The following is a 19,714-nucleotide window of genomic DNA, read 5'->3' as shown; positions in this document are numbered from 1 at the left end:
ATGCAAATGTCGGGGAGGGGGAAAATTCGATCTACGACTACTAAATACCGTTCGATAATTGGATATCATTTTTTTGCCGAAGGATAAACAGATTAGTTTTGTTAAAGTAAAATCTCAATATTTAGATACTATAAGATCACCGGCCAATGTCAATGCAACCTTGGCTTATCATCTTAGAATTCAGATTACAGCTCTTTAATTATGTGTATTTTGACTTGTATTGAGGTATTTTTAGATTAAAATCGATCGAACTTGAAAGTAGAGCAGAACATAGCGAGGCTACAATACTTACTGTCATCCTACAAAATGACAATAGATGATCTTTTGCCCATAATTGGTGAAGGATTGAAAAAGAAGATATCAAAAGAGAATATTTTAACAAGTCAAATTGAAATTGGATATTTGAAGCGTATCGATAAGTTTTTTAACAAAGGGATACATTACTATCTTGACCCAAAATCACCTGAAATAAGTCATGACGCAAGTATTTTTTTTAGAAAACAAAAATTTGACATCGACTTAAACATTGGAGCAAAAAAAATCGTAAACCAATTTGAAGAATTCAAAATTTCCTTATCAGCGATTGCTAAATTAGCTGACATTAGAATAGATCGATCTTTGCCGATCTACAAAATCCTTGACAGCCCCAGTCAGATTGCACAAGAAATACGAACTCTGTTGAATCCAACATTTATAAGTGATAAAAAGGATTTCCTCAAAAGCATTATTAGCAAACTTGCCGAGCAAAATATTTTAGTGTTTGAGTTTGTAGAAACGTGGAATAAAAAAGACAAAGCAAACATCGATGGATTTTTCCTTAACCCCAATGTCATTGTTCTCAAAAGGCAACAGACATCGTTTCGAAGAGAAATATTTACCTTAATACATGAACTGGGCCATTATCTACTTAATGAAGAAGAGATAGAGCAAATCGACTATCAAAGTCTGGCAAGGGCAAACCTGAACAAAATAGAAAAGTGGTGTAATGATTTTGCCTACTACTTCCTGATTGGCGATTCAATACAAGAAATGGAATCAATTAATATTGCTAATTCATCTAATGATTATCAATTTGAATTGATCAGAAAGATCTCGAATGACACGCATTTAAGCCAAATTGCCCTTTTTACAAGATTGCTGTTTCAGAAAAAGATGTCTCAAACTGACTACAATGTCGTAAAGGCAGACTTGGAAGAACAATATAGAAAACATGATCATGAACTAAAAAAGCAAAGGGAATTAGACAAAGAAAATGGCCTTCCAGTCGGCGGATCAACACCAAAGCCCATTAATTCTCCATTATTAATTTCTACGATTCAAACAGCATTTTATGAAGGCGTTATCAATGAGTATGAGGTTTGCAAAAGATTGAATATTAAGCCGGACAAGCTTGAAACGGTTCTTCAATGAAAGTAGCTATCGATACAAATTCACTATTATCATTTGTCCGCTACTACTTACCATTTGATGACAAATCGATTTTATTCGATTCTTTCAAGACAAGAATTGAAAAAGGCGAAATATTAATAATTGATAAAATATTGGAAGAATGTGAGTACACCTCAAAAGGTGCTGTGCTGGATTCTCTTAGCTACTTGACGGACAAAGCTTATCTCAAGAAATATAAGATACCAGTAAACACAGAATTCATTCTAGCACCATCACCTGCGAAATTTCTAAGACAAGTTGATAATCAATTCATTAATGCGGTGATTCGAAAGATGCTAACCGACATTGAGTACGAAAACCGGAAAAATGATTTTATGAATTCGGCAGATATGAAACTGATCCTATGCTGTCTCAATTTGAAAAAAGAAAATCCGTTAGAAGAAATTTATCTGGTTACAGAAGAAACTGAGGGATCCAATGATAATAAAACATTCAAAAAGATACCAGCTATTTGCAAATTGTTAGAGCTGGAAACGATCACCTTACCGCAACTTTTGAAAAAATATGAGCAGATAGGGTTGCATTTTAGATAAAGGCCTCAGAATAAGTGATCCGAATGCAACATTCGCACTAGCTGCTTGCTATTTCCTAAACGCCAAATTCTTCTTAATCCGGCTCAGCGTTTCCGGGGCGATGCCCAGGTAGGAGGCGATTAGGTTTTGGGGGACGCGTTCGATCATTTTGGGGTTTGATTCTGCCAGTTTTACGTATTTTTCTTCGGCTGAATGCGTGATGGAGCTCATCAGTCGGCGTTCCTTGGTGACAATGGAGTTTTGGTAAAGGATGCGGAAATAACGGTCCATAATCGGGACGGCTAGCGTTAATGCTTCATAATTTTCCCGCGAGATCAGCAGCAACTCGGAATCTTCAATGGCATCAATGTTGAAAACGGCCGGCTCGCCTGACAAAAAGCTGTTGAAATCAGATAACCACCACCCTTCCCAGCCGAAAACGCTCATGTGTTCGTCGCCCTTGTCGTCCACATTGTAAGTCCGTAGCAAGCCTTTCGCTATAAAAGTCAGGTGCCTGCACACATCACCTTCCTGCAATAAATACTGGCGTTTTCTCAGTTTTTTGGGAATAAAAAAGGTTTTGATGGCCTCCTTATCAAGGTCCGAAAGCGAAACCTTTTCTTGAATGTGCTGAAAAAGTACTTCAATCATAGCTAATCACATTTACACCGGCAAAGATAGGAATGCTTGATTTAGATCAACTGCATTACTTGATGCAGGTCAATGTGCATCGACTTGGCGTGCGGTAATTTTGTAACATTAAATCAAGTGTTGAAAATCCCCGAGTATATGACAAATATTGCATTAGTAGTGGGCGCAACCGGCATCACCGGAAGCAACCTCGCAGAAAAACTGATTGAAAAAGGCTGGATCACTTATGGCCTTTCCCGTAATCCAAATACAGAAATTGCAGGTCTAAAACCCATCGCGGCCGACTTGCTCAATCCCGCTGATCTGGCAGCGAAACTGGCGGATGTAGCGCCTACCCATGTTTTTTTCACAAGCTGGATGCGCAATGATACGGAGGCTGAAAATATCCGCGTCAATAGCGCAATGGTCAGGAATTTATTGGACAGTGTTTCTGCCCGGAAGTCCGTCCGGCATGTTGCGCTGGTTACGGGGCTTAAACATTATCTCGGGCCGTTTGAGGCATATGCAAAGGCAGGCACATTGCCCGAAACGCCCGTTCGCGAAGAACATCCCAGGCTCGATCTGGAAAACTTTTACTATGCCCAGGAAGATGAAGTTTACGCTGGTGCTGCGCGTGATGGCTTTACGTGGAGCATCCACAGGCCGCATTCCGTGGTGGGAAAAGCAGTAGGTAATCTCATGAACATGGGCACTACACTGGCAGTTTACGCAAGCATTTGTAAAGAAACCGGCAGGCCATTCCAATTTCCCGGCTCAGCCGAGCAGTGGAATGGGTTATCAGACGTCACGGATGCAAAACTGCTGGCTAAACACATGATCTGGGCTGCCACCACCGAAGCCGCGCACAATGAAGCATTCAATGTTGCGAATGGCGACCTTTTCCGCTGGAAATGGCTTTGGAAACAAATAGCAGACTGGTTTGCGATCGAGCCAGCCGGTTTTGACGGGCAAATTCGTCCATTGGAACAGGAAATGGCAAACGACGCGCCGGCCTGGAAGGAAATTACTAACAAATACAATTTGAAAGAATCTGATATGAACCGTCTGGCCTCCGCCTGGCATACGGATCTTGATTTGGGCCGCCCTTTGGAGGTTATGACCGATATGTCCAAAAGCCGCAAACTTGGTTTTACCGGCTATCAGGATACGCGCGATTCGTTTTTTGATTTGTTCAAAAGGCTGCGATCGGAAAATTTAATTCCGTGAATTCCATTACACCCAACCCGGTATATAGCTTCGGGTATGATCATGACCAAAATCATTGCAAATAATTTGCGATAAGCCATACAACCTTTTGACCCTGAAAGTGCCTCTTTATGTTTGATGACGGCTGGTTGCTTTAAGCTTATCGTCGACATGTGAGAATGTTGTATTGTTAATGATACTTTTTTGGTCATGAAGAAATTCCTTTACATTTTTCTGTTTTGCCCGCTTCTCTGGCAGGCCGCGACTGCGCAGGACAGCATTCCAGTGACATTCTCACAAGAGCAGGATACGATCACGAAACAGCGCTTTATAGACAGATATGAGAATGTATTTATGACAAAAGTGCCCACCAGGCACATGTTTAAGCTGAGCCTCACATTTGGGCCAAATTATCTGTTCACTGTGGACAACAATGCATTGCAGACCCTGTTTTACGGCTTTGGCTATGAATATAAAATCGCTCCTGCCTTCTCAATTGGAACTGATTTCAAGGTTAACGGTGGATGGGGAGACAAGATCGGTTTCAGCGGCGTGCTGGATGGCAATGTTTACGGACGTTGGTATTATGATATGAAACGCCGGATCAATCAGGGCGTAAGCGTGAATAATTTTACGGGCAACTACGTGGCAATTGTCGGTGGGAACCGTTGGGGAAAATCGGATTTTGATTATCAATTAGCAACAATTGGCGTCGAATTTGGCTTGCAGAGAAGGTTTCTCAACAACGGGCGGATTGAGTTTGCAATCGGAGCATCTTACCAGCGATATTCAAATAACCGTTCTGCACTTCAATCAGAATACACATTGCATAAAGCCAACGACTTTGCCATAGCATCACGAACGAGCATGGGACTGGCCTTTGGCGACTGGAAAAGGAACAGGCATGTGCCAATGTGCGAAGTGCTGCGTTGCGATGAAAACGTGCAGCAGCAGTGGAAGCTTTTTTGGCCAAAAATATATTTATCCTCCCAATTTATCCAAGGTGCGATCGGTCTGGCTTATGAGCGAAAGTTTGGCAGCGGCCCATTGTCACTGAACGGACAAGTCAATGCAGATTACGCGCGAATGGTTTCCAACAGAACCCCGCAGCCTCCCGGCCCGGGAAGCAATGACTTGCAGATATGGCCTGCATTGCAATTACGTTACTATTTTCAGCAAAAAGAGGCGGTTCGAAGAGGTTTAGGCGGGCAGAATCTTTCGGGCATTTACTTCGGGCCACACAGCGATTTTGTTTATTACAAGAGTGAAAACGTTTTTAGTGAAGGAAGACAAAAAAGGCATCTGGGCTTCGGTGCTGCCGCAGGGTTTCAACAAACATTGTTCAGGAAGGCCTACATTGATTTGTCATTTAATGCCAGTCACCATGTCCTCCACCGGCAACCTGGATCGAATCGCATACTGGCTGCGATCAGGACCGGGTTCGGCATTACGTTATAATGTTTGATTGTAAATAAATGCCGGACGGAAATTGATCCGCCCGGCATTTTATTTATCACTTGCGGCAGCAGCGCCAGTTATTATTATTCCTGAATGAATGCCAGAATATCCTTATTAATCGTTTCGGCTTCCGTCGTCGGCATTCCGTGTGGGAATCCTGGATATGTGATCAATTTGCCGTTTTTCAACAGTTTAGCGGCTTTCAATGCTGTGATCTCATAAGGCACGATCTGATCGTCTTCCCCATGCAGCACCAATACGGGGACATCAACGCTTTGCAGATCTTCGGTAAAATCAGTTGCTGAAAATGCCTTTATACATTCATAATGAGCAAGAATGCTTCCCATCATGCCCTGGCGCCACCAGTTATCACGAATGCCTTGCTTTTCAACAGCACCTTCGCGGTTGTAACCGTAAAATGCTTCCGAGAAGTCTTTAAAATACTGCGGTCTTTGCGTAGCGGTCATCTCGCGGATCTCATCAAAAACTTCCATCGGTACTCCATCCGGATTTTTTTCGCACTGTACCATAAGCGGCGTTACAGCACTCACCAGCACCGCTTTGGCTACCCTGCCTTCGCCATGTTTGTTTACATAACGTATCACTTCACCGCCACCTGTCGAGTGACCGACATGTATGGCATCTTTAAGGTCCAGATGTGCAACAAGCTCGGCTACATCCGCAGCGTAAGTATCCATTTCATGACCTTCAAAAGTTTGGGAAGAACGTCCGTGTCCGCGACGATCGTGAGCAATGACGCGGAAGCCTTTTTGAAGAAAAAACATCATTTGATTATCCCAGTCATCGCCGGAAAGTGGCCATCCGTGGTGAAATACGATAGGTTGTCCGGTGCCAAAGTCTTTGTAAAACATTGTGGCCCCATCTCTTAGCTGCAAAGTGCTCATGATTTTGTTTTTTGAGAGTGAAAATTGAGAGGACAATAACGTAACAATCAGGTCACTTTTCAAGCAACGAGCGTGAATGTTGTGTTAATTTGGTTCATTAAGCTGCTTTCACCTTCCGTCTCGTATTCATCTTCGTTTTGATCCACTCAGGATAATGCGTTGCATCCTCGGCTGCGTATACGTGAAGTTGCTGGGACGGATCTGGTTTCAGCAGCGCTGCCTGGGATGTGCCGAGGATCCTTGCGGCTGTTTGCACACCCGAATAACTTGCTCCGGCAACCCCGTTGGCCAGAATGCTCGCGCCGCACAAATACAGATTCTCAATTTCACTTTGCGATTTAAATGCAAAAGCACCTATCTGCCAGAAGCTCTTTTCGGTGCCGTACACACAGCCGTCGGTGGAACCAATGTAATGCTTGTTGGTCAGTGGGGTGCCCATTTCTTTCTGGACAATGCTTTGGCTGATCCCCGGCAAAACCGTTTCGAGGCTTTTGATCATTTTCATGCTCAGGCGCTCTTTAAAATCCAGGTATGCCTGGGAATGCACGCCGGTCTCGCCATCAAACTGGCTGAAAGCGTGATTATTAATGAGCGTAATTACTTCAAGCGTATGGTGAATGCCGTCAAAACTCGTTGGATCTTTCAATGTGCTCGAACTGATAAAGAGGGCTGGAAAGGCAGTTTCCGAAGCAATATCCACATCTGCATGCTGACCGTACGACTCTTCGGCAGCCTCGTCCGGCACCAGCCAGACATTTCCCGAGTCCAAACCCGCTTTGCGGAGATCCATATCAACCGTCAAAAACAGGATCAGCGAGGTGCAGGAATATTTGGTATTTTTTAGTTGATTCAAAAGCTGCTTGCTGAGATTTTGCTCCCCTATCAGGTTTTTATAAGTCGTTCCCGGATCCGCATTGGAAATAACCCTTTTTGCATAAATAAGCGCGCCATTTTCAAGCTCGACACCCACCGCACGCTTCACTTTTTCGCCCTGGATCAAAATGCGCTTCACCTTCTGCCCCGTTCTGCATTGACCGCCGTGTTTTTTAATCACATTGGCCATTGCCTTGACAATCGCCGCACCGCCGCCCATCGGATAAAAGCCGCCTTTTTCATAATGTGCCATCACCGCAGCATGATACGGAAAGCTGGCTTGCGCGGGGGGAAGGCCATGGTTACCCCATTGGATATTCAATATTTTTTTCAAAAGCGGGTCCTTAATATGCCAGTCAATGACCCTTTTCACGCTGAATAAGCCGTATTTTCCCAAATGCCGGGTACGCCAGGGAATGGTCAGGTGATCACGGAAACCGTTCATTTCCGAGATCAGATCCAGCTGGCTGCTGACGTTTTTAACCGCAGTCAGATACTTTTGAATCCCTTTTTTCTCTTCGGGAAATTGTGCAGAAAGCACTTCACAGAGTGCATTGAAATGGGCAGGAATATCAACGCGCTTTTCGCCAATCCAGCAATGTTCATAGGCTGCTGGGTTCATTTCAAAAAAGGTAAGCTCATTAGCAATTCCCAAACCTTCGTACAACATTCGGGTAGACTGCCCCTCGCCCAGCTGACCTATGTAATGCACACCAGGAGAAAATCGCTGTCCGCCGATCCGAAAGCTGTGGCACCAGCCGCCGAGCACATTATGCTGTTCCAAAATGAGCACCGTTTGCCCCTCACGCAGCAGGCAAATCGCTGCCGAAAGCGCACCCATACCCGAGCCAATAATGACATTATCGAATTCAAACATTAAATCCTGCGGTTCAGACGACACAATATGGGCTTGCTATTTGGGAAACTAGGTGTGATTGGAATGAATATAAAAATATTGTTCCTTGGCAAATGCAGAAAAATGAATGTTGTTAAATTTTCAATCAATCTATCCTAGCCGCCTGCTTTGCGCCTAACCAGCCGCTATTGCATCACTTCTGACGGTGTCCTGCCGAATTCTTTTTTAAATACAAATGAAAAATGAGACAGGTCTTCAAAGCCAACTTCGAGATAGACTTCACTGGGCCTGTGTTTTTGCTGGCTGATTTGAAAATAGGCTTCATCGAGCCGTTTCTTTTTAAGCCAGTTTCCCGGGTTTGTGCCGAAAACCTTTTGAAAATCCCGTTTAAATGAGGATAAACTTCTGCCAGTGAGAAAGGCGAAACGTTCCAGGCTAATATTAAAGCGGAAGTTGCGGTTCATATATGCTTCGAGATCGATTTTGGCAGGAATTGCGAAGTTGAAAAACACATTTGCCATGGCAGGATCAGACTTTAATATGATCATCAGCAGCTCTTCCCGTTTTATATCCGCAAAAGTTTCGTCAATCTCCAAATCTCCGTAGTAGTAAGGTTCCAGCGACTGGATATAGTTTTTAATCAGTTTGTTATCTTGTATAAAAAGAAAAGAATCGTTGTTGCTGTCAGCCTGGGCTTGAACCGGATGCCGCTCCAAAAACTTCCTTAGGAATGGCTCATCCAATGTGATGATGATCTTTTCAAATTCATCCTTATCCTTATATTTTGTATAGCGAACCAAATGGTTTTTCCTGGCGATGCAGTAATCGCCAGGAACCATCTCATAATGCTTGTGACCGTCAAAAGCCTTTATTGAACCTTTCAGTAAATACAGGAAGAAATGTTCTGATATAAATTGCTCCGGCGAAATTTCCGGCCCTAAATGACAGGATTGTATGTTATTGACTTTCACTTGTCACGTTTGATTTTGTGAACCCAAATTTACTCATTTATACAAACTGTCGACACTTTCCAGAATAGCGGATTGTCTGCTTTTCGGATCCCAACCCAATGTTTCCACGGCTTTCCTGTTCGACATTTGAATATAAAATGCTTCATCCGTCTGCTGCATCTCAGCAATATCCGCGGCCAGTTCAGGCCGCTCGGTTTTGATTAGTTGGGCCACAGCGTAAAAGCTCATTACGCCCTCAGATGTGGCCAGAAAGCGCTGTCCGTTTGCTTTGGGATGTAGCATTGCTTTTATATGGATGTCAGCAACATCACGCACATCAACAACGCCGAATGTAAATGCCGGGCTTTCGGTCGTCGTGCCGCTGATGATCCCCTTCACGATCGTATCGAGCGAAGCCGACGAAATGTCTCCTAAAACCGGCCCGAAAATCCCAACCGGATTGATAACCGTAAGCTCCATGCTACCGCCTTCTGTTTCAATAAAATGCCAGGCCGCTTTCTCTGCGATGGTTTTAGATTTAATGTATGCCATGATCGGCGCATGCTCATCCGTCCAGTCTGTTTCGGTGAATACGTGATCCTTTGCATTTTTGCTGTAACCAATCGCGGCAAATGACGAGGTAAGTACAACCCGCTTAACGCCTGCATTTTTGGCTGCTTTCAAAACGCGCAGCGCACCGTCACGAGCCGGAATGATGAGCTCGTTCTCATCTTTGGGTGCCTGGGCTGGAAATGGTGATGCAATGTGCAGCACATATTCGCAATCCCTTACAGCTTCCTCCCAGCCTTCATCTGACGTTAGCTCAGCCTGGTAGAAAGAAAGATCAGTAAAATCTTTAATCCCGCCATCTTTCAATGCATCGATTATTTTGTCTTTTTTAGACAAAGAGCGGAGCGTAGTTTTGACCTGATAGCCTTGTTGTAAAAGTTGCAGGATCGTATGGATGGCGACAAATCCGGTTCCGCCTGTGACTAATATGGTACGTTTCATTTTGATTGAATTTAAAAGTGAAATTTGATTTGGGTTGTTGCCTGGCGCAGTCGCGCCATTCATTTCAGGAATTTTAGGCCCTCATATCGTTTTTGTTTTTACACTACAAATTTCCGCAATCCCAGACCAGGCTGCTTTGTTGTGAAGTTCAATTTTTCTTTGTTGTGGGGGTCAATGTGTAGTTACTAATTTCGCCTTTTCTTTAAGCCCAGAAATGGCTCAATTACCGGATGGAATGTAAGAAGTACGGTAAGAAGTTTACCGATAAATAAGTTTAAGAGTATTTACAAACAGTTGATTACTTTGCTTATCAAAACGCTAACCTATTCACAATCACTATGAAAACAACTGCATTGATAAAATCAGCCTGCCTGTCATCGATCTTTTTTTTGGCTATGGCCTTTTCGTGTCAGGACCATAATATTCCGGATCCTGAACCCACGGCTTCGTGTAATCTAGCCGATGGAACACCCCGGGCATTTCCATGTGAATTTGAAATAGTAAAAATCGACTTCATGGAAAAGAATGCAAAAAAAGTGATGAGTACAGCTACCCAGAGTGATTCAAATGTGACATTAAATACAGCACATGCGGCTAGCTTCAGCGTTTATGGGATACAAGGTTATTTTCGCTCTTCTTGGCGGACACGTATTACTTTAAAAAGAATTGCAGCATCTTCTACCCCTGGACCGAACGAGTATATCACAAGGGACATTCGGGCAAATAATGAAATCAACGACCCTATCACCACGCCAGACAGTAATTTCAAGAAGTTATCGTTTAATATCGCGGTGGGCGACACAATCTCCTTTGCATCGACTGTTTTTATTGAAGGAGGTTATCGTGGAGGAGGAAATTATTCTGTAAGTCTAGGCTATCTGGCGACAATACAAAATGTAGCCACCTCTGCCCTATTGCAAAAACCACCTTACAATTACACGTTTATTCAAGATCTTGCGGAAGCGAAGATTAATTATTTCCCAACGATTATTGACCAGTATTAATATTAATAAAAGAGCAGAATAAAAATGGACATAATCTGGTAACCAGATTATGTATTACAATTTAACTGCGACAAAAACAAAGACCTAGCAAATGTTGCTAGGTCTTTGTTTTTAAAATCTTCAACCACAGCAGCAGCACTAGTCAGCAAAAATCCGATGCCCTACTTAATTAAATTATATCGATGAAATTGATAATTTATCCCTTTCGATGGCTGACGAGTCTGTTTTTAATTGTCGCTTTTCAGGCACATTCTCAGAATATACAGGCGTATACGTCTACATCAAGTGAGGTGGTGACGATTCACTCCGAGCTTTTAAACGAAGACCGAAAGGTGTATGTGCATTGCCCCAAAGTAGACTCCGCGGATGTAAACAAACGATTTCCCGTGGTCTACGTCATGGACGGTGATAATCATTTTGAATTGCTTGCTCAGTATGTCGATTATCTAAGTCGGCCGGATGTTTTGGCAATGCCAAAGACAATCGTCATTGGCATCCCAAATACAAAACGAACCAGAGACCTTACCCCAACCAACAGCTTACTTAATTACGAGGGAAAACCAGACAGTAGTTCGTATACAGGCAGCGGCGGGAACGATAAATTTTTACAATTCATCGGGACAGAAATGATACCGATGATCGACAAAAATTATAAAACAGCGCCCTATAAGATATTTGCCGGGCATTCCTTCGGAGGCCTTTCAGCACTTAATTGTCTGCTGACTCATCCGGAACTGTTTGATGCGTATATCGCCGTAAGCCCATCCCTTTGGTGGGACAGGGAGTATATGTTGAGAATGACTGATGAAAAACTAAAAAGGGGTTCAGCCTTTGACAAAACATTTTTTTACAGTGACGGAAACGAAGGGGGGCCTGATTCGTTTTTTCATAAACATTTATTGAAGCTGGATGCAACAATTGCGAAGAAAAAACAAAAAGGATTCAATTATCTCTATAAACATTACCCCACCGAAACCCACATGACAGAACCCATTGTGGCTTATTACGATGCCCTGCGTTTCATTTTTAAAGACTGGGAAAAGGGGCGCTAGATATTCTTACAAACTTCTCATTTTAGAGATATACTTTTAATAAGGGGAATCATTAATTATTCTCACGTTCTGTTTACAAACCCAGCTTTTTGAGCCATTAACATTAACGTCGGGTATGCCGTAAATTATCCGGAAACTTCCCGCCGGGTTGTAGGAGATGGATGAGATGATGGGGCGGTTGGTTGAGGGGCAGTAATACGAATCCGCTCAAACAGTCTGATAGTATCACGCTATCATAGCTGAGAAAGCATCCGCTGTAACCTGCATTTACATTTGTCAGTCAAATAGCAATCAAATAAGAAACTACTGATTATCAGTATATTAATGTCTCAGCAAGCAACTATAATCAAATGACTGTCAAATAAGATTTAAGCCCAGACAGGCAAGTAAGATGGATATTTTCTTGACTTACTTTCAGGATCATCTTTTTTGATTACACCTTCTTCCAGAGAATCCTTGATGATTCGCGAAGCCATGGCTGAATTTTGGTCTGCAATCTTAAAACGTTCTCTAAGAGACTGATTTGTCATCTTTTCGTTTGATACATACTTTAAGCAAGCATGCTGGTAACACGCCCTGACCTTTTCCTTTCTGTCCAAATTAAGTAAAGCTTTGTAGCTGTACATGGTTATTCTTGTCCTGCTTTCGGCCACGACTATATTCAAGGGCGGTAATTGATACAATTCGATATTAAAAATCACTTTATCCAAACCACTTCCTTTCTCTTCACAAAAGCCCATGCGGCGCATGATGTCAGCAAGCCTCTCATTCCTTGACACGTAGGCATCTATAAACCGGTCAGGAGTTACAAGCGGTGTTCCCGGGTTTGATATCTCTATCCTGTCGGAGAAAATTTCGATCATAGGGAAGCCCTTTTCATCCAGACCCTGATGAACTAATGCATTCGCAACCAATTCGCGGATTGCTACCTCCGGGTACATTCTGGATTCCTTTCGCAATGCTTTCCCAATCTCCTCATTGGCCGGAAGCTGACTATTTATCCAAACTACAAGCCCCTCAAAGCCTATTGCATAACCCCGTCCTCCAATTTGCTCGCGTTCGGTCTCAACTTTGTTCTTTCCTTTATACACAATCACACGGATGGACTTTCGGGCAACACTTTCAAAATCTTTGAGCTGCTTGGCAAAGAGTAATGCACCCAATTTGGTAATTGCGTATCCCTTATTTTTGAGCACCAGGCCGTCCTCGATAAATTTATCAATTACACCCTGCTGCGTGGAAGGATAGGGTAATTTCATTAGATCAAAGTACGTTTCTGTACTCAAATATTTGGTAATATCCGCGGCAGATAAATGATCCATTGCAATTTCCTTCTCAAAAGGCACCATATCTTTCTTCCAGATTTTGGCTTGCTTTTCAGGGAACTCATTAAGTTTTCGGGTGATGCTTCCGATCCTGATATATGACTGGTGTTGGAACTCTACTGGCTGGTTTTTGGCAGCAGAGATAACATAGATTGAGATATGGTGGGTTTTAATGTAATCGAATTCATACACACTAAAATCGATCTTTGGATTTAGCCTTGTGGTAAGCCAATGTTCCAGATCCTCACCGCCCTTTTTATGTGACTTTGCTTTGAAAGTGGTTCCTTTAATAATATGAGTCTGGTCTTCGACACCGAAAACCAAATAGCCAAAACTCTGATTGTGAATACACGCCCCGTTGGAAAGCGCTGAAAGACGCTCGCCAATTTCCTCCGGTGAATGAAAATTAAGTTTGAACTCAACCCATTCACTTTCATGAGGTTGCTTAACTAATTCGTTTATTAATTCAATCAGTTGTTGCTCGTTCATCTGCATTCCGTTTGTTCATCAGCATTTGCTAGACATGCTGCTTTATTAAAGAGCCAATAGAAAAATTCTACCGAACCTGGCGGAGTTACCGGACTCACCTTGGGGAAATTACGTCTGAAAATCGCAACAATTTTCATTTAAGCCGCCTGCGTGAACAGCAAACAAAAAAGCGCCGATCTTGCGAAAGGCGCCTTGGTTGTGGTCACGTAGGGATTCGAACCCCAAACCTCCTGATCCGTAGTCAGGTGCTCTATCCAATTGAGCTACGCAACCAATTCCTTAATTGGAGTGCAAAGATAAGAAATGGAGGTGCTTTGAGCAATAGTAGATGCTAAAAATTGTTAAAAACTTTTTTCTATAATCTTATCTCCCTTGAAAATCAGGGCTTTTCTTTTGCAGAAATGAAGCGATTCCTTCCTGGGCATCGTAGGTTTTGAATAATCGTTCCTGGTTTTCAAGCTCGTGTTGCTGCATTTGGGACAAATTTGAGTGGAAGGATTCGTTCATGACGAGCTTCATAGCGCCTATGGCTTGGGTTGGGGCGTTGCGGTAGTAGGCTGCGGCTTTTTCAACTTCCGAATCCAGCTCGCTGGCGGGAACGGATCTGCTGATCAGGCCGATGCTGGCAGCTTCGGGGGCGTAGACTTTCCTGCCGGTTGATGCGATTTCGAAGGCTCGGGCTGCTCCGACTAGCCGCGGCAAAAAGAATGTGGCGCCCGCGTCGGGCATGAGGCCTATTTGAACAAAAAGCAAACTTAAATAAGTGTCGTCCCTCGCAATGACGAGGTCGCAGGCGAGTGCGAGCGAACATCCGGCTCCTACTGCCAGACCATTGAGCCGGCAAATCACGGGCTTGGGAATGGTACGGATGGCCTGGATCATGGGGTTGTAATATTCGCGCAAAATCTCCCCGGCGCCTTCGCCTGAACTTGCGGTTTCCTTCAAATCAGCACCGGAGCAAAATGCCTTTTCGCCCTCGCCGGTGATGATGAGCACGCGCACGGATCCGTCGCTTTCGGCTGCTTTCACGGCGATGGTGATTTCGTTGATCAATGCCGGGCTTAATGCGTGGTAAACGTGTGGCCTGTTGAGCGTGATCCTTGCAATGCCGTTGGAGTTTTCGAAAAGGAGGTGCTGGTACATTGCTGTGAAGTGTTTTTTGTCAAAAGAAAAAATAGACAGTAAGGCTACTCACAAAGACGCCGCAAATGACGCCGACAAGAATTTGTGCGGGTGTGTGGGCATTTAAATGTAGCCTTGCGCTGAGCAGCCAGCCTGCGATCAGGACTGTAAATACCAAAGGAATAAGCAGTTGCGCTTCATCGTGGCGCATGAGCAAGCCAGTCAGTATGCCGATGGAGCCGCCTATGCCGGTTGCATGTGCGCTGATTTTCCAAAATAAACTTACTACGGTGACAATAAGCAAAGAAACGGTGGCACCTCCGAGAATGATCGAAATTTGCGGTGCAAGCTCGCTGATCGGTTGCAGTTTCCAGCCAAACAAATAAGTCGCCAGCCCATATATAATGATGCAGGCGATGTAAGGCAATCTGCGCTCGGCGAGATCATCCACGTGCATAGTGCTGATAATGCCCATTCTTTGGAAATAATAAACGACTAATGTAGGCGCAATGAATGTGTTCAGGAACAAAAGCAGCAGCAAACTGCCCAGCGCCGGAAGTTCAAAAGCGCTTACGCCGACCAGCTCAGGGGAAATGATGAACAGCAATGCAAATAGGTAAGTCGTGAGGATCAGCGGGTGAAAAACTACTGATAATATGAGTGCGATTCGATTGTTCAAGGGAAAATGTCTTTAATCCGGATGTAATTGACAAAATTACGCTGAAAACCAGTCTGCACAAGAGTCACTTCCCACAGAAAAGTAAGTTAGGCGCGTGGAATAGGTTTTCGTAGGGTAATTTGTAATTTTGCGCCTCATTCGGAAAGCCGGATCACAAGCATTCAGTACATTAAGATTGAAACCAAAAGAAAATGGGACCGCTGCAGATTAAAGACATTTTACAGACTTCTCCTGAAAACCAATCCGTTACAGTAAAAGGATGGGTCAGGACAAAACGTGAGAGCAAAAACGCGATTTTCATTGCGTTGAATGACGGTTCCACCATTCATAATATTCAGGCGGTTGCTGAGCCCGGGCAGTTTTCTGCTGAACTGTTAAGCACAGTCACCACGGGTTCTTGCCTTAAAATTACCGGCCAACTTATTGAATCACAGGGTTCTGGCCAGGCTGTTGAGGTTAAAATTGAAGACATTCTGGTTTACGGAACAGCTGATCCTGAGACTTTCCCATTGCAGCCTAAAAAGCATTCGCTGGAATTTTTACGCGAAATAGCGCATTTGCGCCCCCGTACGAACACATTCAGCGCGATCCTCCGCATTCGTCACGCATTGGCGTTTGCGGTGCATCAGTATTTCAACGATGGCGGATTTTTCTACTTGCATACGCCGGTTATTACGGCTTCCGATGCGGAAGGAGCGGGTGAAATGTTCCGGGTTACTACATTGGATCTGAATAAATTACCCAGAACCGAAGAAGGCGCGATCAACTTTAAAGAGGATTTCTTTGGAAGAGAGGCGAATCTGACGGTTTCGGGCCAACTGGAAGGCGAGCTGGGTGCTATGGCACTTTCCAAGATTTATACCTTCGGACCAACATTCCGTGCAGAAAATTCCAATACGACGCGCCATTTGGCCGAATTCTGGATGATTGAGCCTGAAATGGCGTTTTTTGAGCTGGAAGACAATATGGATCTGGCGGAGGATTTTGTCAAAAAAGTGATCACGTATGCCTTGATCCACTGTAAAGATGACCTTGCTTTCCTGCAAAACAGGTTGGCCGAAGAAGAAAAGAACAAGCCGCAAAACGAGCGCTCCATTCCATTGCTTGAGAAACTAAGTTTTGTAGTCGATAATCCGTTCGAGCGCCTGACTTACACGGAGGCCATTGAAATTTTATTGAAATCAAAACCACATAAAGAGAAGAAATTCCAATATCCTGTGGGCTGGGGAATCGACCTTTCCAGTGAGCATGAGCGTTATCTGGTTGAAAAACACTTCAAAAAACCCGTTATCCTGACCAATTATCCGAAGGAGATCAAGTCGTTTTACATGAAACTGGACGACGATGGAAAAACGGTCCGTGCAATGGACGTGCTTTTCCCGGGCATTGGCGAAATTATCGGCGGAAGCCAGCGTGAAGAGGATTATGAGAAACTTTTGGGTCGCGTGAAAGATGTGGGGATTGATCCCGAAAACCTTTGGTGGTATCTGGAAACGCGTAAATTCGGAACAGCCCCGCACTCAGGTTTCGGACTTGGATTTGAGCGTTTGGTGCTATTTGTGACGGGTATGAGCAACATTCGAGACGTCATTCCTTTCCCACGTTATCCGAAAAGCGCAGAATTTTAAAAAAAAATATTTTTTCCCGCGTGACCTTTTTCAGATTTACCGTATCAATAAAGTAAATACTGTAAATCTTAAATGTCACGCACTTGAAAAAGAACTTTCATTCTTTCCGGAACAGCATTATTTTGACCTGGTCAATGATGCTGTTTTTTGTTTTAAATGGCTTTGCACAGGAAGCATTTAAAATCAAATGGTCGATGGATTACACCCTAGGCGGCGTTTCCAATCATGCCAATTTCTCCCCTACTGACGCCGTGCTGGCGGGTGGCGGCAATACGAATGCGCTCAATGGTGGTTATGGGCTTGGCGGCGCCACCGTGGCGGCTTATGTGGTGCGGCCCTGGCCAAATTCCTTTTCAGATGGACGCTATACGGAGTTCAAATTCACCGCCAAATCCTTTAAATACAACATTACCAGCATTTCCCTGAGGCTCAGGCGCTCGCCCGACGGGCCGAAGCAATTCAAAATCCGGACGAGTCTGGACGGGTTCACTTCGGACCTTACGGCATCAACATTGGTGAATCCAAGCCAATTTTACACATTCTCGGTCCCGGCAGGGTTCAATAACCTTTCTGAAAACACATTCACATTTCGGGTTTATAGTTACGGTCCCACGAGCATTTACGGCACATTATGGTTCGACGAAATCATTGTGAATGGTGATGTGGTTGCGATCGTTCTTCCCATTTATCTCACCTATTTCAAAGGCAAATCCAGCGAAGGCAACGCGATACTTTCCTGGGAAATGACCTGGGAAAAGGATAGCAAAGAATTTCTCATCGAACGCCGCGACGAAAATGCATTTACACCCATAGCAACATTGCCTGCAAATGGCGAAACACAGGGCCGAACACGCTATACCTTTACGGATGAAATGCCTGCCGCCGGGGTTAACCATTACAGGCTCCGCATGACGGACCAAAATGATCATATAGTGTTTTCAGCCTTGGCAGACGTTCACGTACAGTCAGAAACCGCTTCATTTTACATTGCACCTAACCCCGCCCCTCCATCGAAGATTTCCGTTTTTGGGCAAAATATAGATCCCGGATCGCTGGAACTGACAAACTGGGCTGGTTTACGTATAGTCATCAAACACGAATTCAATGCGCCGGGATTTGTTGATTTAATTCCTGATCAGGCACTTTTGCCGGGTTTATATTTATTGTCTTACCAAAAAAATGGCCGCAAAGAACATGCGAAAGTATTAGTTCGGTAAAATATTGTGCGCTTAATTTGTAATGCTCAAGTATAAAAATTGCCTGCGATTCATCGTTGGGAAAGCGACGTTCTGATGAAAATAAATGGCTTGAAGCCTATGTTGAAAAAAGTGCAGCCGAAAGTGTGGTGGGCGGCATTAGCTGTCCTGGTTATCCTCGTTGTTTCCTGGGGGTTGGTGCGGAAGAAGAAGCCGGGACCGGAAGAGATTCTGGTCGACGGCAAGATGGTTTCCAAGCTTGATCCCGTTCCTGTTAAAAATCCGGATGCAGCCACGGCGCTGAAAATATCCAAGATCGAAGATATTTTCAGGCGCAAAAAACGTGCTGGTTTTAATGGTAATGTGCTCATTGTCCAAAAAGGGCAAGTGCTTTATCAGGATTCATTTGGTTTTGCCCACCTGAAAAAGAAGGATACATTAACCAGGGATTCGCGTTTTCAGCTTGCATCGCTTTCGAAGCCTTTTACGGCCATTGCTATTCTCAAACTGGTGCAGGAAGGGCGGGTCAGCCTGGACGATTCGATCCAGCGTTTTTTCCCTGATTTTCCTTATCACGGCGTAAAAGTGGATATGCTTTTAAGTCACCGCAGCGGACTTCCCAATTACATTTATTCTTTTGATGACAGCGTGCGCCACGGCAAGAAATATCCTGATAACCTGGATATTATGGACTGGTATGCAAAGGTTGTCCCTACGCCCACGCCTTATAACCGTCCCGGAAGGTCATTTAATTATTGTAACACAAATTATTGCGTGCTGGCAGCGATTGTCGAAAAAGTGTCAGGCGAGCCTTTCGGGACTTTTTTGTTTGATCAAATTTTCGCCCCGCTTGGCATGACAAACTCGTTTTTGGTGACAGACACATCCAGTGCCGCCAGGCAGAACAGAACGGACGGACACCAATTCGGGCGCAAGTTGGATAAGGATTACTACGACGATGTGGTTGGGGACAAGGGTTTATATTCAACGACTGGCGACATTTACAGATTTTATAATGGCCTGACGCAGGGCTTGTTATTAGATAAAAAACTGCTCGACGAAGCATTCAAACCCCGCAGTTTCGAGCGCGCCGGCATCCGGAATTACGGTTATGGCTTCCGTATGCACACCAAAGAAGACAACACGCCGCGCTTCATTTACCACGGTGGCTGGTGGAAAGGTTATAACACCATGCTTTGGGTTTCTCCCGAGGACGAGGCGGTGATTATCGTGTTGGGAAATTCCTATAACCGCTCCACTTACGACCTCAAAGAACTGCTCGAAGTGATCCACGGACCCGGCAAAGTGGAGGAGATTGAGAAAGACATCTAGCTTTATTTGAATTCGGCCGCGAATTCAGGATATTTGC

At 44.2% G+C, this 19,714-nt stretch carries 17 protein-coding genes and 1 tRNA gene; 9 read left to right on the top strand and 9 right to left on the bottom strand.

From position 1 onward, the window contains the following. The first annotated feature begins 306 nt into the window (after positions 1–306). Positions 307–1,410, top strand: coding sequence for an ImmA/IrrE family metallo-endopeptidase (locus L0659_RS17355; RefSeq protein WP_235127884.1), 1,104 nt, complete (start codon positions 307–309; stop codon positions 1,408–1,410). Then, positions 1,407–1,982: a DUF4411 family protein gene (locus L0659_RS17350; protein ID WP_235127883.1), complete on the top strand. Its 576-nt coding sequence runs from the start codon at positions 1,407–1,409 to the stop codon at positions 1,980–1,982. Before L0659_RS17355 ends, L0659_RS17350 begins: the two co-directional genes overlap by 4 nt. Positions 1,983–2,030: 48 nt before the next feature. Here the strand turns inward: L0659_RS17350 and L0659_RS17345 are convergent, their stop codons facing one another. Continuing rightward, positions 2,031–2,612, bottom strand: coding sequence for a Crp/Fnr family transcriptional regulator (locus tag L0659_RS17345; RefSeq protein WP_235127882.1), 582 nt, complete (start codon positions 2,610–2,612; stop codon positions 2,031–2,033). 138 nt (positions 2,613–2,750) lie between these two features. Between L0659_RS17345 and L0659_RS17340 the strand changes: the two genes are divergently transcribed. Together L0659_RS17340 and L0659_RS17335 are read left to right on the top strand one after the other, a co-directional pair. Next, complete coding sequence (locus L0659_RS17340; protein WP_235127881.1) at positions 2,751–3,818, top strand: SDR family oxidoreductase; 1,068 nt, start codon at positions 2,751–2,753, stop codon at positions 3,816–3,818. 189 nt (positions 3,819–4,007) lie between these two features. Further along, on the top strand, positions 4,008–5,255 hold the full coding sequence (locus L0659_RS17335; RefSeq protein ID WP_235127880.1) for a hypothetical protein: 1,248 nt from the start codon (positions 4,008–4,010) through the stop codon (positions 5,253–5,255). Between the two features lie 83 nt (positions 5,256–5,338). Here L0659_RS17335 and L0659_RS17330 read toward each other — a convergent pair whose 3' ends face one another. The 4 genes from L0659_RS17330 to L0659_RS17315 all read right to left on the bottom strand — a co-directional run bounded on the left by L0659_RS17330 (position 5,339) and on the right by L0659_RS17315 (position 9,850). Beyond that, positions 5,339–6,160, bottom strand: coding sequence for an alpha/beta fold hydrolase (locus L0659_RS17330; protein ID WP_235127879.1), 822 nt, complete (start codon positions 6,158–6,160; stop codon positions 5,339–5,341). 97 nt (positions 6,161–6,257) lie between these two features. Then, entirely contained in the window at positions 6,258–7,910 is a 1,653-nt protein-coding gene (locus tag L0659_RS17325; RefSeq protein ID WP_235127878.1) for an NAD(P)/FAD-dependent oxidoreductase, read from the bottom strand. A 164-nt stretch (positions 7,911–8,074) separates the two neighbouring features. Then, entirely contained in the window at positions 8,075–8,860 is a 786-nt protein-coding gene (locus tag L0659_RS26420) for an AraC family transcriptional regulator (RefSeq protein ID WP_235127877.1), read from the bottom strand. A 33-nt stretch (positions 8,861–8,893) separates the two neighbouring features. Further along, a complete protein-coding gene (locus L0659_RS17315; protein WP_235127876.1) occupies positions 8,894–9,850 on the bottom strand; it encodes an aldehyde reductase in 957 nt (318 codons plus the stop codon). A gap of 338 nt (positions 9,851–10,188) precedes the next feature. Here L0659_RS17315 and L0659_RS17310 point away from each other — a divergent pair, with 338 nt between their 5' ends. Both L0659_RS17310 and L0659_RS17305 read left to right on the top strand, forming a co-directional pair. Then, a complete protein-coding gene (locus tag L0659_RS17310; protein ID WP_235127875.1) occupies positions 10,189–10,854 on the top strand; it encodes a hypothetical protein in 666 nt (221 codons plus the stop codon). Positions 10,855–11,036: 182 nt separating this feature from the next. Next, positions 11,037–11,906: an alpha/beta hydrolase gene (locus L0659_RS17305; RefSeq protein WP_235127874.1), complete on the top strand. Its 870-nt coding sequence runs from the start codon at positions 11,037–11,039 to the stop codon at positions 11,904–11,906. Positions 11,907–12,274: 368 nt separating this feature from the next. Here the strand turns inward: L0659_RS17305 and L0659_RS17300 are convergent, their stop codons facing one another. The 4 genes from L0659_RS17300 to L0659_RS17285 form a co-directional block, all read right to left on the bottom strand. After that, positions 12,275–13,720, bottom strand: coding sequence for an ATP-binding protein (locus L0659_RS17300; protein ID WP_235127873.1), 1,446 nt, complete (start codon positions 13,718–13,720; stop codon positions 12,275–12,277). Positions 13,721–13,919: 199 nt separating this feature from the next. Beyond that, positions 13,920–13,993 (bottom strand) — tRNA-Arg (locus tag L0659_RS17295). Between the two features lie 90 nt (positions 13,994–14,083). After that, the gene (locus L0659_RS17290; RefSeq protein ID WP_235127872.1) at positions 14,084–14,863 is read right to left on the bottom strand and encodes an enoyl-CoA hydratase/isomerase family protein; all 780 of its coding nucleotides are present in this window, start codon (positions 14,861–14,863) and stop codon (positions 14,084–14,086) included. Between the two features lie 19 nt (positions 14,864–14,882). After that, positions 14,883–15,521, bottom strand: a complete 639-nt coding sequence (locus L0659_RS17285; protein ID WP_235127871.1) for a hypothetical protein — start codon at positions 15,519–15,521, stop codon at positions 14,883–14,885. 191 nt (positions 15,522–15,712) lie between these two features. Here L0659_RS17285 and asnS point away from each other — a divergent pair, with 191 nt between their 5' ends. From asnS to L0659_RS17270, 3 genes are all read left to right on the top strand, one after another. Continuing rightward, positions 15,713–17,149, top strand: coding sequence for an asparagine--tRNA ligase (gene asnS / locus L0659_RS17280; protein ID WP_235127870.1), 1,437 nt, complete (start codon positions 15,713–15,715; stop codon positions 17,147–17,149). 83 nt (positions 17,150–17,232) lie between these two features. Then, on the top strand, positions 17,233–18,366 hold the full coding sequence (locus L0659_RS17275; protein ID WP_235127869.1) for a hypothetical protein: 1,134 nt from the start codon (positions 17,233–17,235) through the stop codon (positions 18,364–18,366). A 75-nt stretch (positions 18,367–18,441) separates the two neighbouring features. Then, positions 18,442–19,677: a serine hydrolase gene (locus L0659_RS17270; RefSeq protein ID WP_235127868.1), complete on the top strand. Its 1,236-nt coding sequence runs from the start codon at positions 18,442–18,444 to the stop codon at positions 19,675–19,677. Positions 19,678–19,714: the final 37 nt, after the last annotated feature.

The organism is Dyadobacter sp. CY347, assembly GCF_021502655.1.
Classification (GTDB): domain Bacteria; phylum Bacteroidota; class Bacteroidia; order Cytophagales; family Spirosomataceae; genus Dyadobacter.
Note: the sequence above shows the minus strand (reverse complement) of the source record. Positions and strands in the feature narration are given on the sequence as shown.